Annotated in this window: 11 protein-coding genes; 4 read left to right on the plus strand and 7 right to left on the minus strand. The window is 52.3% G+C overall.

The genetic code is table 11. The features are described 5' to 3' along the window. Positions 1-5: 5 nt before the first annotated feature. The 3 genes from accB to PJE062_RS01415 all read right to left on the minus strand — a co-directional run bounded on the left by accB (position 6) and on the right by PJE062_RS01415 (position 3,262). Positions 6-500 (minus strand): acetyl-CoA carboxylase biotin carboxyl carrier protein, encoded by a 495-nt coding sequence (gene accB / locus PJE062_RS01405; RefSeq protein WP_008547175.1) that lies wholly within the window; start codon positions 498-500, stop codon positions 6-8. A gap of 525 nt (positions 501-1,025) precedes the next feature. Beyond that, entirely contained in the window at positions 1,026-1,769 is a 744-nt protein-coding gene (locus tag PJE062_RS01410; protein ID WP_008546423.1) for a DsbA family protein, read from the minus strand. A gap of 50 nt (positions 1,770-1,819) precedes the next feature. Beyond that, positions 1,820-3,262 (minus strand): M48 family metalloprotease, encoded by a 1,443-nt coding sequence (locus tag PJE062_RS01415; protein ID WP_008547240.1) that lies wholly within the window; start codon positions 3,260-3,262, stop codon positions 1,820-1,822. Positions 3,263-3,448: 186 nt separating this feature from the next. On the opposite strand from PJE062_RS01415, the gene PJE062_RS01420 reads away from it, so the two are divergent. Next, positions 3,449-4,591, plus strand: coding sequence for a pyridoxal phosphate-dependent aminotransferase (locus PJE062_RS01420; RefSeq protein ID WP_008546203.1), 1,143 nt, complete (start codon positions 3,449-3,451; stop codon positions 4,589-4,591). A 64-nt stretch (positions 4,592-4,655) separates the two neighbouring features. Here PJE062_RS01420 and PJE062_RS01425 read toward each other — a convergent pair whose 3' ends face one another. Beyond that, positions 4,656-7,724: a ribonuclease E/G gene (locus tag PJE062_RS01425; protein WP_008546539.1), complete on the minus strand. Its 3,069-nt coding sequence runs from the start codon at positions 7,722-7,724 to the stop codon at positions 4,656-4,658. Between the two features lie 803 nt (positions 7,725-8,527). On the opposite strand from PJE062_RS01425, the gene PJE062_RS01430 reads away from it, so the two are divergent. The 3 genes from PJE062_RS01430 (at position 8,528) to prfB (ending at position 13,785) form a co-directional block, all read left to right on the plus strand. Continuing rightward, positions 8,528-9,784 (plus strand): N-acetylmuramoyl-L-alanine amidase, encoded by a 1,257-nt coding sequence (locus PJE062_RS01430; protein ID WP_008546504.1) that lies wholly within the window; start codon positions 8,528-8,530, stop codon positions 9,782-9,784. A 267-nt stretch (positions 9,785-10,051) separates the two neighbouring features. Further along, positions 10,052-12,502: a penicillin-binding protein 1A gene (locus PJE062_RS01435; RefSeq protein WP_008546215.1), complete on the plus strand. Its 2,451-nt coding sequence runs from the start codon at positions 10,052-10,054 to the stop codon at positions 12,500-12,502. 151 nt (positions 12,503-12,653) lie between these two features. Beyond that, a protein-coding gene (prfB, locus tag PJE062_RS01440; protein ID WP_128647353.1) for a peptide chain release factor 2 occupies positions 12,654-13,785 on the plus strand; the annotation gives its coding sequence in 2 pieces (ribosomal slippage) (positions 12,654-12,722 and positions 12,724-13,785; 1,131 coding nt in all). A gap of 38 nt (positions 13,786-13,823) precedes the next feature. Here prfB and PJE062_RS01445 read toward each other — a convergent pair. From PJE062_RS01445 to PJE062_RS01455, 3 genes are all read right to left on the minus strand, one after another. Continuing rightward, complete coding sequence (locus PJE062_RS01445) at positions 13,824-14,234, minus strand: hypothetical protein (protein ID WP_008547005.1); 411 nt, start codon at positions 14,232-14,234, stop codon at positions 13,824-13,826. 188 nt (positions 14,235-14,422) lie between these two features. Beyond that, a complete protein-coding gene (locus PJE062_RS01450; RefSeq protein WP_208982096.1) occupies positions 14,423-15,415 on the minus strand; it encodes a M23 family metallopeptidase in 993 nt (330 codons plus the stop codon). 388 nt (positions 15,416-15,803) lie between these two features. Continuing rightward, positions 15,804-16,688: a ferritin-like domain-containing protein gene (locus PJE062_RS01455; RefSeq protein ID WP_008547128.1), complete on the minus strand. Its 885-nt coding sequence runs from the start codon at positions 16,686-16,688 to the stop codon at positions 15,804-15,806. Positions 16,689-16,691: the final 3 nt, after the last annotated feature.

The following is a 16,691-nucleotide window of genomic DNA, read 5'->3' on the forward strand; positions in this document are numbered from 1 at the left end:
GCCTGTTATTCGATGATGATGAGTGGTTCGCCGAATTCTACTGGCTGACCGTCTTCAACCAGAATTGCAGTTACAGTACCTGCTTTTGGAGCAGGGATCTGGTTCATGGTCTTCATTGCTTCCACGATCAGGATGGTGTCACCCTTCTTGATGGATTTGCCAACTTCGATGAACTGTGCTGCGCCTGGCTCTGGAGCAAGGTAAGCGGTACCAACCATTGGAGAAGTCACTGCGCCCGGATGGCTTGCTGCGTCTGCGGACACTGCGATCTCAACTGGCGCTGCAGCAGCAGGAGCTGGTGCTGGAGCTGCTACAGGAGCCGGTGCTGCGACTGCAACAGGAGCTGCCGCGACTGCGCCTGCTGACAGCTGACGAGCGACACGAACGCGGAGATCTTTGTGTTCCACCTCGATTTCGGTCAGGTTGGTTTCGTCCAGCACGTTAGCCAGCTGGCGGATCATTTCCTGATCAAACTTAGTTTCTTTCGTCATCGTTTTCATCGTCCAGTTCGAAATGCCCTGACTGGTGTCAGGAACTTTCGGTTTGGCCCCCCAAAGCGAATGTGCAGCAAGGATGGCCTTTAAAAATCTGTGAAAATCCGGTTGCTCAGAGCAAAATACGGATCTTCTTAGTGAATGAACGCATCAAGCAGTCGGTCATTAACTGCATAGATGGCCATTAATTCTCTAGTTGCGAGATGCTGCTTTTAAAAAAGTATGCATCCGGTGTGCCTAGGCTGCGCATAAGGCAATATCATGTTTAACCGCGCAGAAAGGCACATTTCCCTTTGATTTACTCAGAAGTACACAAATGTAGTTGCGGCTACGCAACCAATCTGTTCTCAAAAACTCTGTGTAATGAGCTAGGTTTACTTGACGTATTGGTAAAGTGTAGCCAGACAAATAAACATAACTGGCCCTCTTATATGATCAGAGCGGACCAAGGAAAAGACCTTTGTCCGCTCTGAGCAGAGTTCTTAAGGATAAAGCAGCGAAAATGCGTTGATATGCGCGATTAAGATTAACTTACTCGCGTTCTGCTGCAATTTTTTCCTTCAAAGTGTCGTAGCCGACAGCGCCCACAATCACTTCATCACCCAGAATGTAGGATGGTGTGCCGGTGATGCCGAGCTGTTCTGCAATGGTGAAGACTTCCTGGAAAGTTTCAGCTGCGCGGCTGGACTTCATGGACTTTTCCAGATCTGCATCTGCAATGCCAAGGTCTTTCGCCACTTTCAGGCTGCTCGCCAGGTTTGCGCGGCCAGGCTGGCTGAGCAGGGCGAGGTGGAAGTCCTCATATTTGTCTGGTGCAACTTCAGCAACAGCGATCGCAACGCGTGCAGCTTCCTGAGAGGCTTTGCCCAGAACCGGGAACTCTTTCAGCACTACGCGCAGGTTCTTGTCTTCGTCTACGAGGCGAACGAGGTCAGACAGGGCGCGCTTACAGTAACCACAGTTGTAGTCGAACAGTTCAACGAGGGTGACGTCACCATCTGGATTGCCAAGAACGATCTGGTATTCACTGTTGTAGATCTTGTCGGAAAGGCCTGTGATGGCTTCTTTACGAGCGCTTTCTTCTTCAGCGAGGCGGCGCTTGTCCAGTTCCTGCAGTGCTTCCAGCACGATCTCAGGGTTCTGAACGAGGTACTCCTTGATGATCGTTTCCACTTCAGCGCGGTTCACCGATTCTGCTTGTGCAGAAAAAGTTGCTGGCAGCAGAGCGAGCGTTGCTGCACAAGTGATCGCAGCTCGGCGAATGAGTTTATTCATGACATCTCCTGTAACCCTGTTCGGGTGTTGGTTTTTATCTGTCTGATCTGTTAGCGGCGTCTTACCTGAGGCACTTTAACCGACAGTATATCGTCAGCTTGTTGCCAAGCCGGTGTGCCGACCTTCAATTTTTTTTGAGCACGCTTTGCGTAGCGCTGTGCGCTGCGGATATCGCCGCGGGCCATGTGACTTTGAGCTGTTGCCAGATCCGCGCCTGCGACGTCGCCGAGGCGAGCGTTTGCGATGGCGAGCTGGGCATAGCCGTTCATGGAATACCGGTCTTTCTGAAGAGCTCTTGTCAGAATGCTCTTGGCTTCTTTCAGATACCTCTGGTCATTGGAGGCGACCATGGCGAAGCCGAGCCAGATCTCAAAATGCGGATTGCCCGGATAAAGGGCTAGCGCCTTACGGAATGGCGCAATAGCCGCTTTGGGCTTGCCTCCTTCGAGCAGGGCTTGTCCTTTGATCTCATAGAAGTATGGATATTCCGGAGCCTTCGCGATCAGCGCGTCGATTTTTCTGACGGCTTTGGAAACCTTATCAGAGCGCATGCTGGCAATCGCGCGGGCATACTGAGCTGCAAGGCTTTTGTCTTTGTCCGGGTAGGCCCGATAAACAGAGTTTTTGTGACTGGTGAAGGCCAGCAGTTTGGCTTTGACCATATCATGCTTCAGCTGAAGGCGTTCAGGATCCTTCTTGTTGAAGTGCCTGTTTTTTTGCGCCTTGTTTTGAAGTGCGTTGAAACGTGCACGCGGCATCGGGTGGCTGAGTGCGTATGGATCAACGTACTGAGCTGAGAATAGCGCCTGATCTGCCATGCGTTCGAATGTGGTGAGCATGCCCTTGGCAGAAACGCCGACGCGATCAAGATAGCGCAGGGCTGCCTGGTCAGCTGCAGATTCTTCAGAGCGGCGATAGGACAGGAAGTTACGCTGTGCGAGAGCGCCGCCTCCGGATACTGCCGCTGCACCGCCTCGTGCGATGGAGCTGTTGCCGGTGGTTGCGCCTGCTGCCATGGCGCCTGCACCAAGGATCATACCGATCACGGACATAATCTGTGCATTGGAGGCAGCCTGACGCATACGAACGAGGTGATTACCTGCGATGTGGCCGGTTTCGTGCGCGATCACGCCGATCACTTCGCTTGGTGTTTTGGCGTCCATGATCACGCCGAGGTTGATGAACATTCTGCGGCTGTCAGGCACAAAGGCGTTGAAGCTTTTGTCATTGACCAGAATAATCTCAACCTGATTTGCAGGAAGGCCTGCAGCACGGAAAATTGGTTTGGCGTACTCGCGCAGCAAATCTTCAGTCTCAGCATCACGAACGAGGGGGAGACCCTTCTTTTGTTGAGCTTGAGCTGTGGTGATTGCCACATTAGGTACAACCAGTGAAAGTGCAGTCGCTGTGATGAGAAAATTGCGCGCAAACTTTGTTGCTTGTGATTTGACTGGTTCAATCACACGTTTCAATGCATTGTTCTTAAATTGCACGTCAAGTCCCCTTAGTTGGCTTGGCAGGCGCAGAGCGGTTCGCACTTAAAGTACTACATAGACTTTCAAATAAGCCTTAACCACCCAAGATAGGCAGTTATTAGGCAAAATTGCTAGGTGGCCCGAAAAAATTAAAGCACAGGCTCTGAGAAGAAGAAATAAGAGGGAATGCATTTGTCAGTATTAATGGGATCAAAACGGAGTGAAGTGCTGCCATTTCAAGCTATGGAAGTGCTGAATGCTGCCAATCGCCTTGAGCAGGCTGGCGAACATGTGCTGCACATGGAAGTTGGGCAGCCCGGCGCACCGGTTCCTGACTCGGTTTTGAAGGTGGCGCATGAGTATCTGTCCTCCGGACGCTTGGGCTACACAGAAGCGCAGGGCATTCCGCTGCTGAAGAAGAGCATTGCCCGCTACTACAAGCAGACCTTTGGGCTTGAGGTGCCGGAATCCCGAATCTTTGCAACCACAGGTTCTTCTGCCGGCTTCAATCTGGCGTTTTTGGCGGGTTTTGATCGGGGGGACCGGATTGCGATTACGTCTCCGGGATATCCGGCCTATCGCAATATCATCGAAGTGCTGGGCTTGGAGTGTGTGGAGATTGAGGTTGGGCCAGAGACCCGCTGGTCGCTGACACCAGAAATCCTAGAAGAGGTGCACAAGGAAAAGCCTCTCAAGGGGGTGTTGGTGGCAAGTCCGGCTAATCCGACGGGCACCATGATGTCGCCTGAAGTCCTGAAGGCTTTGGTGGAGGCCTGTGAGGCGTTGGACCTCTGGTTTATCTCAGATGAGATTTATCACGGCCTTGCCTATGACATGCAGGAGGAGACTGCGCTTCGGTTTACGGACAAGGCGATCATCGTCAACAGTTTCTCCAAGTATTACTGCATGACTGGTTGGCGTATTGGCTGGATGGTGTTGCCTGAGGTGTTGGTACGGCCGATCGAGCGTATTGCGCAGAGCCTTTACATCTCACCGCCAGAACTGGCGCAGGTGACTGCTGCGGCTGCGTTTGATGCGGTGGAAGACTACGAGATGATCAAGGCAGGCTATGCTGCGAACCGTCAGGTACTGCTGGATCACTTGCCTCAGCTGGGCTTTGATGTGCTGCCAGTGGACGGTGCTTTTTATGTTTATGCTGGTGTATCTAAGCTGACCAACGACTCCATGGAGTTCTGTCAGCGTATGCTGGCTGAGACGCATATTGCTGCAACGCCGGGTGTCGATTTCGATCTTACTCGCGGCCATCAGTACATGCGCTTTTCCTTTGCAGGGAAGGAGGCAGACATAAAGCTGGCCGTAGAGCGATTGGAAAGCTGGCTCAAGTAGGGCAGAACTAACAACAAAAAAGCCCGCTCAAATGAGCGGGCTTTTTATTTGATCTCGGATCTTTTTAGAAGAAAGAGCGGCGCTGCCACCAGCCGGTGCGACGTGGTGTGTCCTCATCGCTCTCAACCGCGACGGTTTCACCTTCAACCACTTTGTGAGAGGTGACGACTGGCTTGGTTGGTGCCTTTGGCTTTGCCGGGGCTTCAACTTCTACTGCAGCCTCTACCGCTGGAGCTTCCTCAGCAACAGGAGCTTCTTCCTTTGCTTCGGTTTTTGGCTCCTCAGCTGGCTTTTCTTCCTTCGGCTGCTCAGCAACAGCGTCAGCTGTTTCAGCGACAGGCTCTGCCTCAACTTCAACCACTTCTGCGACAGGTTCAACCGGTGCTTCTACAGCAGCTGGAGCTTCTTTGACGGCTACGTCTTCAGAAGCTTCTGCCTGCACAGCTGGTGCTTCAGTTTCTTCCTTGGCTTCAGGAGCTGCTTCTTTTTCTGCAGCAGGCTTTCTGCGACGACGACGCGGCTTGCGTGTCTCTTTCTTTGGCTCTTCTGCAGCTTCTTCAGTTTCCGCTGTGGTTTCAGCAGGCGCAGAAGCTTCTTCTGCCGGTGCTGCATCTTCAGCGGTTTCAGATTTTGCCTCAGCGATGATTTCTTCTACGCTGTCTGCAGTGCCTTCTTCGGAGCGCTCAGCTTCTTCAGAAGATTCTGCGCCTTCAGCTGCTTCTGCGTTCTCGCCGTTTTCATCAGATGCATTTCTGCGGCGTGAGCGACGGCCACCACGGCGACCGCGACGACGCTTACGACGACGATCATCATCGTCTTCGCCGGCGTCTGATGCTTCCGCATCCGCAGACTTTTCTTCAGCAGCTTCTTCGTCATCGGAAGGTTGTTCTTCAGACAGATCAGCATCGTCCAGCTTCTGTTCTGCTTCAGCCTTGTCTCCACCGCGACGACGGCGGCGACGGCGGCGACGGCGACGATCGTTGCCATCTTCGTCAGAAGCTTCCTGCTTCTGTTCGTCTGCTGCTTCCTCGATCACGTCTTCATCTTCTTCAATCGGGAAGATGGTGTCTGGCTGAACGGTTGCAGGCAGCGGCTGAGTGCGTTCGCTTGGTGTTGCGAGCTCACCACGCTCCAGAGTGAAGTGCTGCTCGGTGACACTGTCGTCACCAAAAATGGAGATTTCCAGGCCGAAGCGGCGTTCCAGATCCATCAGGTGATGGCGCTTCTGGTTCAGGATGTACATTGCCACTTCGTTTGGCGTACGCAGGTTCAGGTTATGTGAGGAGCCGCGCAGTAGCTGATCTTCCAGAGAGCGGAGGATGTGCAGAGCAACGGATTCTACTGAACGTACGATGCCGGAACCATGACAGTGCGGACATACAACGGAGGAGCTTTCCAGCACGCCGGTACGGATGCGCTGACGTGACATTTCCAGAAGGCCGAAGTGAGAAATACGGCCAACCTGAATGCGGGCGCGGTCAGACTTCAGGCATTCCTTCAGGCGACGCTCAACAGCGCGGTTGTTGCGGTTCTCTTCCATGTCGATGAAGTCGATAACCACAAGACCGGCGAGGTCGCGCAGGCGAAGCTGTCGCGCAATCTCTTCAGCAGCTTCAAGGTTGGTTGCCTGAGCTGTGTCTTCAATATTCTGTTCGCGGGTTGCCTTACCGGAGTTCACATCGATAGCGACCAGAGCTTCTGTCTGGTTGATGACGATGTAACCGCCAGACTTCAATGTCACCTGAGGGGAGAACATTGCATCCAGCTGAGCCTCAACACCGAAACGGGTGAAGATTGGCGTCGCGTCACGGTATGGCTGAACATTCTTGGAGTGGCTTGGCATCAGCATGCGCATGAAGTCTTTCGCTTCACGGTAGCCTTCCTCGCCAGCAACCAGAACCTGATCGATGTCTTTGTTGTAAAGGTCGCGGATAGAACGCTTGATCAGGCTGCCTTCCTCATAAACGAGGGTAGGGGCTGCTGAATCAAGAGTCAGTTCGCGGACGTTTTCCCAAAGGCGCAGGAGGTATTCGAAGTCACGCTTGATTTCTGCTTTGGTTCTGCTTGCGCCTGCGGTCCGCAGGATAACACCCATGCCGTTTGGCACATCCAGATCACCGGCAACCTGCTTCAGGCGCTTACGGTCTGTTGGCTTGGTGATCTTACGGGAGATCCCGCCACCACGGTCGGTGTTTGGCATCAAAACAGAATAACGACCAGCGAGGGACAGGTATGTGGTCAGAGCTGCGCCTTTGTTGCCGCGCTCTTCTTTCACCACCTGAACCAGCAGCAGCTGGCGGCGTTTGATGACTTCCTGAATTTTGTAGTTGTCGCGCAGACGGCGAGGGCGCTCGATAACTTCTTCCTGCGCTTCGTCTTCGCTTCCATCCTGCTCGTCAGCGTCAGAAGCTGCTTCCGCAGTTTCTTCTTCTGCTTCAGTCTTCTCTTCAGACGCTTCGCCGGAAGTCTCTTCCTCAGCGGTTTCTTCAGAAGTGGTCGCCTCTACAGGAGCGGCTTCCTCGGAAGCTTCTTCTGCAGGAGTTTCCTCGGAGCTTTCACCTTCTGCGGTAGCTTCATCAGCAGTCTTTGCATCTGTGTCATCTTCGTCAGAAGGTGCTTCCGCTTCGATGTCCTCGATGCTGTCGTCCTGGAACGGCGCATCCATGCTGGCGAGTGCTTCAGCTTCGTGCTCAGCTTCAAGTGCGCTGGTTTCAGCTTCAATCAGCTCAGCAACAACTTCTTCAGAAGCTTCTGCGGCTTTCGCAGCAGCGGCTTTCTGAATTTCAGCTTCACGCTTAGCTTCTTCTTTTTCACGACGCTCGCGCTCGCGCTGGTTTGCAGCGGCTTCAGCTGCAAGCTGAGCTTCAAGAGCTTCGCGATCTTCTTTCGGAAGCTGATAATAATCCGGATGGATTTCGCTGAATGCGAGGAACCCGTGTCTGTTGCCACCGTACTCGACAAATGCTGCCTGAAGAGATGGCTCTACTCTGGTGACTTTTGCTAGATAAATATTTCCGCGAAGCTGCTTTCTGTTTGCTGCTTCAAAGTCAAATTCCTCAACCCGATTCCCGCGCACGACCGTAACCCGGGTCTCCTCCGGGTGGGTCGCATCTATCAGCATCTTGTTTGCCATGAAGTGAGTTCCTTAGGACCAAGCCCTGAAGACGGCGCGAGTGGCGCTGAGATTTGTACATCCCCAGGTCGGTCAACTTGTTATTTAAGTTGCTAGTAGAAAAGGCGAGACGGCGGCGCGCATGAGCACGACAGGAAGGGACCGACTGACACGTCGGCGCACTGCTTCCTACAGTGTGTTCATTTGTATTTGCGCGTAGCTTTGACAAACCGTTCGCCCTTAATGATCTCTTGTGTCCGCCCAAAAGGCGGTATGCTTTAGATAGAAGCGCTTCTTCAGGCTTCCAGTAAGTAAACAACTCTTCGTGCGCCTAGCTGCCCTACCTCTCCGAATTTTCGGGGATAAAGCACTTATCCAGAGCGACAGAAAAACTGTTCACAACCCGCCATGAACGAAAATGTCACGGCAAAACTCTGTCTTGGTTCTCGAGCAGATTGCTCTTCCGGTTGGTTTATACCGTATCCACATCAACAAACTGGAAACGACATAAATTGCTCATATGGGCTTTTGAAGCATTCCGATCAGCTTGAAAACTGCGAAAATCTCAGGATATCAGCTTCAAAAAATATGGCTCACAACTTTACAGAACAGTTCCAAATCGAAGTCCTAGTAAACCTTTTACGATCCATCGAGACGCTTGGCAAGCTTGGGAAAATCGATCTGGCAGTGTGTTGCTACGAAAGCTGCAGTTGTTAATCAATGCTTAATGAAGGGTTTGGCGGGGTGACTTTCGCTTAATCGTCATTTAATCGTTCAACTTGATTTAAACTAAATTGCCAGCGTTTATTGAGGGGAGTGAAAAGGTGAGCCGCATCAGTTATGCATTCCAGTTCTGTGCTCTCAGCTTTTATTGTTTTGCGTTTTCTCTTCTTGCAGTCGTCGCAGTGAATGGCCCGGCAACAGCGCAAAATGCAGTTTCTGTGGTCTCGGATGCACGTGTTGCAGGAGATCTGGCGCGAACACGCTTCATTCTCGATATGGACGGTGAAGTGGGCTATAGCCTGTCATTCTTGTCTCGCCCTTATCGTCTGGTGATTGATCTTCCGTCTGTGACCTTTGAGTTTCCACGAGATTTTACGCCGAAGGGGCGGGGACTTGTGCGTTCCTGGCGTTATGGCTCCATTTCCAAGGGGCGCTCGCGTGTTGTTCTAGATCTGAACTCACCGGTGGCGTTGGACAAAACCTTTCTGCTGCCCGGTGTTCAGGATCAGCCGACGCGGTTGGTGATTGATCTGACCGAATCCTCCCCTGATGAGTTTGAAGCTTCCATTGGCCGTGCGATTTCACAGACTTTGCCGGTAGGCGCGACAGCTTCTGTTCCTGATGAGCCAAAGGCTGAGGAGCCTGCGCAAGCTGCTGACAGCAACTTGCCGGTGATCGTTATTGATCCGGGGCATGGCGGCGTTGATTCCGGAGCCGTGGGCAGTAACGGGACGCTGGAGAAGGCAATTGTGCTCAACTTTGCGCGGTTCCTGAAACAGAAACTGGATAAACTTGGCTACTATCAGGTTCATCTAACCCGTGAAGACGACAAGTTCATTTCTCTTGGTAAGCGCACCAAGATTGCTCGTGGCAAGGATGCTGACCTCTTTATCTCCATTCATGCGGATTCGATCACAAATGGGGCAGAGACCACGCGTGGTGCCTCAATCTACACTCTTTCAGAGAAAGCCTCTGACCGTATGGCAGCTGCTCTGGCGCGGCGTGAAAACTATTCCGATGTAATCGGCGGTGTGGATTTTTCTGATGAACCAGAAGAAGTTACGGATATTCTTGTGGAGCTGACACGTCGCGAAACCAAGAATTTTTCGATCCATTTTGCACGATTGGTGGTTGAAGAACTTAAAAGCGCCACAACAGTTATTAAAAATCCTCTTCGTTCTGCGGGGTTTCAGGTGCTGAAAAGCCACGATGTCCCTTCCGTTTTGATCGAGCTTGGATTTCTTTCCAATAATCTGGATGAGAAAATGTTAGGTTCTGATGAGTGGCGGGAACGTGTGTCGGATGCGATTGTTCAGGCAACGAACAGTTTCTTTCGGGCCAGAATTGCGCAGCAATAGCTGTTTGGCTGATTGTTTTTCGGGTGCGTATATGTCGCTGTTGCGGTGGGATAATTCCATAGTTCCTGCCTCAGCTTTGCCATAATGAAAAGCGATTGGGTGCCAAACTGTAACAGTGAAGTCTGGATTCGGTTCTGCTGCACTCATTCGGGCCAAGACCTCTTGACCCTTTACCGGAAATGCATCAGGAACGGCGTTTGAAACTGGCTCTGGAATGCTGGCTTCACGACTCGAACATTCTTAGCGGGAAAGCAAACGAGCCCGAATATGAGATTATTTTTAAAGTTCATTGGATATCTCTTTGGGATTTCAGTTGTTCTGGGGCTGATTGCAGCGGCCGGACTGTGGATTTATCTCAATGACATAACCAAGGATCTGCCGGATTACACCGCGCTGAAGGATTACGAACCACCAGTCATGACACGTGTGCATGCTGCTGATGGTCATCTCATGTATGAGTTCGCGCGTGAGCGGCGTTTGTTTATTCCGATTCAGGCTATTCCTGACCGTGTGAAGCAGGCTTTCCTTTCTGCGGAAGATAAGAACTTCTATGAGCATATTGGTATTGATCCATGGGGCATTGGCCGTGCGGTGATCACCAACGTGCGCAACAGTGGTTCCGGTCGCCGACTTGTTGGTGCGTCCACCATTACGCAGCAGGTGGCGAAGAACTTCCTTCTGACCGGTGAGCAGAAGTACGAGCGCAAGATCAAAGAAGCGCTTCTGGCTCTACGCATTGAGCAGGCCTTCACCAAAGACGAAATCCTCGAACTTTATCTGAACGAGATCTATCTTGGGGTAGGGGCATATGGCGTTGGTGCTGCATCCCTGATCCTGTTTGATAAATCCGTTCATGAGCTCGAACTGCAAGAGATTGCGTATCTGGCTGCTGTTCCTAAAGGCCCATCCAACTATCACCCATACCGCTATCGTGATCGCGCGATTGAGCGTCGTAATTGGGTGATCGACCGTATGGTTGAGAATGGCTACGTTTCTGTTCAGGAAGGCATTGAAGCAAAAGCGAAGCCTCTGGATGTGAAGCTGCGCCCAACAGGAAACCTTGTAAGAGGGTCTGAGTACTTCTCTGAAGCTGTGCGTCGTCAGTTGGCTGCTCAATATGGCGAAGAGAAGCTCTATGAGGACGGTTTGTCCGTTCGGACCTCTCTTAACCCTGATATGCAGCTGAAAGCCCGTAAAGCCCTGCGTGATGGTCTGGTTGACTTTGACCATAAGCGTGGCAAGTGGCGTGGTCCGATTGGTAACATCGAAATCGCTTCCAGCGACTGGGGTGCTGCTCTCGACAAAGTTCAGACCCTGAATGATGTTCCTGAGTGGACCAGTGCTGTTGTTCTTTCTGTAAGCAATCAGAAGGCTGTTGTTGGTCTTCGTCCAGAGCGCCTTGCGAACCGTAAGCTCTCTACTGAGCGTGTACGCGCTGATTTGAACCTGAGCGATATGAAATGGGCGCGCGTTAATGGACGCGCTCCGCGTAATGTTCAGGAAGTGCTGAACCCGGGCGATGTTGTTTACATACAGCGTATGCCAAGCGGTAAGTACGTTCTACGTCAGGTTCCGGAGGTTTCCGGGGCTTTGGTGGCGATGGATCCGCATACCGGTCGTGTTCTGGCGCTTGTTGGTGGCTTCAGCTATGCAGAGAGCCAGTTTAACCGCGCGACACAGGCTTGGCGTCAGCCTGGCTCTGTTTTCAAGCCGTTCGTTTATGCAGCCGCGCTGGATAATGGCTATACGCCGTCTTCCGTGGTGCTGGATGCGCCGGTTGAAATTGAACAGGGACCGGGACAGGACCCATGGAAGCCGCAGAACTACGGCGGCAAGTTCTATGGTCCATCCACTTTGCGGACAGGTATTGAACTTTCCCGTAACGTGATGACTGTGCGCCTTGCTCAGGACATGGGCATGGATCTGGTTTCCGAGTATGCGCGCAGCTTTGGCATTGATGACAACATGATGCCAGTGCTCTCCATGTCTCTGGGTGCTGGTGAAACCACTGTGATGCGTATGACCGCTGCGTACTCCATGATGGCCAACGGTGGTCGCCGTGTGCAGCCAACTCTGATTGACCGCATTCAGAACCGTTATGGTGAGACCATCTATCAGAACGACCAGCTGGTCTGCACCAACTGCTCTGAAGAGTATTGGGATAATCAGGCTGAGCCTGAGCTGATCGATACTCGCGAGCAGGTGCTCGACCCAATGACGGCTTACCAGATCACCTCCATGATGGAAGGTGTAGTACAGCGCGGTACGGCGACAGGCGTTAAGGCTGTTGGTCGTCCGGTTGCTGGTAAGACTGGTACCACCAACGATGAGCGTGATGCTTGGTTCGTGGGCTTTACGCCTGAACTGACCGTTGGTGTGTTTGTTGGTTACGACACGCCTCGCAAGATGGGTAAGGGCGCGACTGGTGGTCAGGTTGCTGCGCCAATCTTCACAGCGTTCATGAAAGATGCGCTGCAGGATGCGCCTCCACTTGAGTTCCGTGTTCCTAATGGTTTGCGTCTGGTTTCCATCAACCGCCGCACAGGTCTGCGGGCATCTGCAGGCGCTCCGGGCACCATTCTGGAGTCCTTCAAACCAGGTACGTCTCCACCAGACAGTTACTCTGTGATTGGCTTCCAGGATGAGATTGGTATCCGTCAGGATCTTTCTCCGGAAGCAGGGCGGGCGGTTATGTCCGGTACCGGTGGTCTTTACTAAAACTCTTCATGGGCTGGTCATGCTAACTGCGCGACCAGCCCACAGTTTCTGTGGTCTGACTGATTGCGGAAATGATTTGCTGCGACTATGTTCGCAACCGACGCAGTGCAATTGACTGCATTAAAGTTTTTTCAAAACAGTGAGGTATCCGATGCGCGCCGAAATGGAGGCCATCGTCGACGAAATCAAGCAGGCCATAAGCCTGCTGAGGAGGCATCTTTGACTGGGACGTCGCACTTGTCCGTCTAGATGAACTCAATGCGCTTTCTGAAGATCCAGATCTTTGGAATGACCCGACGAATGCGCAAAAACTTATGCGTGAACGCCAGCAGCTTGATGACAGCATCAACGGCGTTCGCAAGCTTGAGCAGGATCTCGTTGACAATCAGGAACTGATTGAAATGGGCGAGATGGAGGACGATCAGTCTGTCGTTGACGAGGCTGAGGGTGCTCTGAAAGCTATGCTTGAGCAGGTCAATAAGCTTCAGTTGCAGTCTCTGCTTTCCGGTGAAGCCGATGGCAACGACACTTACATAGAGATCAACTCTGGTGCAGGTGGTACGGAGAGCCAGGACTGGGCCAGCATGTTGCTGCGTATGTATCGTCGTTGGGGCGAACAGCACGGCTACAAAGTTGAGCTGATGGAATACAACGACGGTGAAGAAGCTGGCATCAAGTCTGCGACTTTGCTTGTGAAGGGCGAGAATGCCTATGGCTGGATGAAGACCGAAGCTGGTGTTCACCGTCTGGTTCGTATCTCCCCATATGACTCCAATGCACGCCGTCATACGTCCTTTGCATCTGTCTGGGTTTATCCGGTTATTGATGACAGCATCAATATCGAGATTAATGAGGCCGACTGCCGCATTGATACCTACCGTGCGTCCGGTGCAGGCGGTCAGCACGTGAACACGACTGACTCTGCTGTTCGTATCACGCACAATCCGACAGGTATTGTTGTTCAGTGTCAGAGCGAACGTTCTCAGCATAAGAACCGCGCCACCGCGTGGGACATGCTGCGTGCGCGTCTTTATGAGGCTGAGTTGCAACGCCGTGAAGAGCAGGCCAACAAGGATGCCGCCTCTAAGACCGATATCGGTTGGGGCCACCAGATCCGCTCTTACGTTCTGCAGCCATACCAGTTGGTGAAGGATCTGCGAACCGGTGTTGAAAGCACTGCACCTTCTGACGTTCTGGATGGTGATCTGGACAAGTTCATGGAAGCAACGCTCGCGCATCGCGCCTTCGGCAATGCTCCTGCAGCGGTTGAAGATCTGGACTAAGTCTTATCTTCTGCAATGAATGAAAGAAGCCCCGGAGCTCAGTTTCGGGGCTTTTTGTTTTCAAGGCAGTCTTTATCAGGAAGGTTTTGCTTGATCTTGATCGGTTTGCGCGGTGTGAATGTGATTGTTGTGCTGTAGCAGCGATCTTCGCTGGTCAGATGTATTGTGTCGATTACATCAGAAATGCTTGCGTTCTCTTGCATATGATCGCTTTTGAAAATCTGATTTGAAACCGGAAGATTGATGTAGAAGTTACCCTCGCCATGTGGAACTACCAGTATCCCTTCACACAAGTAGTCTTTGCATTTTTCTGCGGTTTCGACGCGAAAGAGTTGCAAGGAGTAGGTTGAGTGAACTCGCGTATTTTCCGTGTCTTCTTGCTTCAGTACGCCATCTTTAATCAGAGGTCTCAGCTCACTAGGTGAGGCCTCTGAAAAAGTGGTGATCATTGTTCGTGCGTAACTGATGTTTGGGAAAGCGATTAAAAGAAGAAGTAGGATTAGGTAAAGCGGAAATTTCTGTCTCATTGCAAAGCACACGAAAGTTTTTGAGGCACACATAGGATAAGTATGAACTTAACCTATGTTGCTCTGTGTGTATTGCAAGTCAGGATACATGAAACATGCAGTCGATATGGTCACGGCAGGTTGAGGGCGACCTTGGTTTGCTGTTTTGGGCGGAAGATCGCTGCTAGTCTGTCGCCTGTGCGGATGAAGCGCATTGGGTTGACAGGTTTGCCGTTCAGGCGCACTTCGTAGTGAAGGTGAGGGCCGGTGGAGCGGCCTGTGTTGCCGACTGTGCCGACCAGATCGCCCATGTTGACGCGTTGACCTTCACTCACCAAAAGCTTTTGCATGTGGGCGTAGCGGGTGATCAGGCCGTTGTCGTGAACAATCTCTACAGACAGACCATAGCCGCCGTTGTAGCGGGAGAGTGAGACGATACCAGCGCCGGTTGCTTTCACAGGGGTTCCGCGGCTGGCTTTGAAATCGAGCCCGGTGTGAATTGCCGGTTTGCCGAGGAATGGATCGGTGCGTGCTCCATAAGGGCTGGAGACGTTGAAGCTGTTCAGCGGTCGCCCAAATGGGAGAGCGTCCACCTTCGCGTTCAGTTCAATGCGCTGTTCGATGATCCGGCGGGCTGCAACCATGCTGCTGTCGAGATCCGCCGTTCCAATGTCCTGATAGATGCCACCAGCAGAAGAGCGAGGTGTGACAAATGCAGGCTGAGAGACACCGGCTTTCTTGAGTAGGGTGTTGGCCCGTTTGATGTCGTCCAGTGCGGCTTGCGTGTAAGCCGTCAGCAGAAGCTGGCCTTGAGCTTGCTTGGAGTAGAAATCTTTGTGTGTTGTTGCCTGTTGCTCTGCAGAGGTCTTTTTTCCAGACAGTGTGCCAAGAATATCCAGCGGTGCAGAGCTGTTCTGCTGCGGCGCATAGGACAGACTTGCTGTTGTAGCTGCAGGTGTCGTGCTCTTGAGCGGTTTGCGCTTTGGAGACGGTGGGATTGCGGAAAGGACGAGGTTGGACTGCTCTGCAAGTGTTACCAGAGCTTCGATTTCTCTGAACTGGCGCAGCAACAGTTCTTGCTGTTTACGGGCCGGAGCGCTCAAACCAGAAGCGTCCTGATCCATGCGGCCTCTCAGCTCTCCAAGCTGAAATTTGAGGTCCCGGATTTCGCTTTCATAGTTTTCACGGAGAGCTATTTCTCTGGATAATGTTGAATTAAGTCGTATCTCGCTGAGAGACTGCTGAAAGCTGCTTGCTAATACTGCAGAGACCACAGCCGTGGCTGCGAGACCGGAAATCCAATAGGCCACGGGCGGAATTGATCGCAGCTCAGATGTGATGCGCGAAAGCCACATTGGACCATCCAACTTCAATTGACTGTAATTGCTGGAAAACTCACTGCACCTAGAAAGTTTCATCGGATGACCACTTGCTCAGTTTGCCTACTGGAAATGATTTGTTAAATTCGATTAAAGTTAGTTATGGTTAATAAAGTCTAAGTGCGGTGTATCATTAGGTCAATTTGATGAGTGGGCGGTAGAAGCCCGGAGTGAGGCCAGCTTCAGATCTTGCCCTGTCATTAAACGGGGGCTTCAGTGGTCCTTTGAAATGCTGTTTTACGAGCTGTTGAAAACGCGGCTCCGGACGGACGCGCTGGCGGTCGCACATGAAGCGGAACCACTTTGCGCCAAAGGCAACGTGTCCTTTTTCATCCCGGTAGATCACATGCAGCACACTAGCCGTGTCCTCGTCACCCGTCGCGTTGGCCTTCTCGATCATGGATGGTGTGATGTCGAGGCCGCGTGCTTCCAGCACCAGCGGGATGATTGCCAGACGAGCCAACAGATCCTTGCCGGTGGATTGAGCCGCCTGCCATAGTCCATCATGGGCAGGGAGGTCGCCGTACGCTGCGCCTAGTTTTGCCAGTCGTTCCTGAATGAGTGTGAAGTGTTTTGCTTCTTCCAGACCTACGCGGACGAAATCATCGTAGTAAGAGCGCGGCATTGGTACATGTGTGAAGCGGCCAATCAGATCCCAGGTGAGATCGATAGCATTCAGCTCGATATGGGCCAATGAGTGGAGTAGGGCGACCTTGCCGTTTTTGCCGCCAACGGCGCGCTTTGGCATATCGCGAGGTGGAAGTAGTTCTGGTTTGGCCGGGCGGCCCGGGCGGTCCGGCATAAGCCTTTCAGCGGACCCTCTTGAAATGGAGAGTGCGCCTTTGAACCATTGATTGGCCACATAGTAGGCAAGCGCGACTTTCAGCTCCAGATCAGGTGTCTCCAGAATCTGGCGTGCACCGTCCTTGAGCGACTTTACACTGATATATTCAGGGAGGTTGAGATGCGCTTGTCCAGCAAACGCATCTGCTTCATTCTTGCCCGGTAGTTTTGGCATTCT

This window comes from Pseudovibrio sp. JE062 (assembly GCF_000156235.1).
Lineage (GTDB): Bacteria > Pseudomonadota > Alphaproteobacteria > Rhizobiales > Stappiaceae > Pseudovibrio.

Excerpts from the sequence above, each read along its gene's own strand:
- accB (WP_008547175.1), bottom strand. The coding sequence starts at position 500 with ATGAAAACGATGACGAAAGAAACTAAGTTTGATCAGGAAATGATCCGC.
- PJE062_RS01410 (WP_008546423.1), bottom strand. The coding sequence starts at position 1,769 with ATGAATAAACTCATTCGCCGAGCTGCGATCACTTGTGCAGCAACGCTC.
- PJE062_RS01420 (WP_008546203.1), top strand. The coding sequence starts at position 3,449 with ATGGGATCAAAACGGAGTGAAGTGCTGCCATTTCAAGCTATGGAAGTG.
- PJE062_RS01425 (WP_008546539.1), bottom strand. The coding sequence starts at position 7,724 with ATGGCAAACAAGATGCTGATAGATGCGACCCACCCGGAGGAGACCCGG.
- PJE062_RS01435 (WP_008546215.1), top strand. The coding sequence starts at position 10,052 with ATGAGATTATTTTTAAAGTTCATTGGATATCTCTTTGGGATTTCAGTT.
- PJE062_RS01445 (WP_008547005.1), bottom strand. The coding sequence starts at position 14,234 with ATGATCACCACTTTTTCAGAGGCCTCACCTAGTGAGCTGAGACCTCTG.
- PJE062_RS01450 (WP_208982096.1), bottom strand. The coding sequence starts at position 15,415 with ATGGATCAGGACGCTTCTGGTTTGAGCGCTCCGGCCCGTAAACAGCAA.
- PJE062_RS01455 (WP_008547128.1), bottom strand. The coding sequence starts at position 16,688 with ATGCCAAAACTACCGGGCAAGAATGAAGCAGATGCGTTTGCTGGACAA.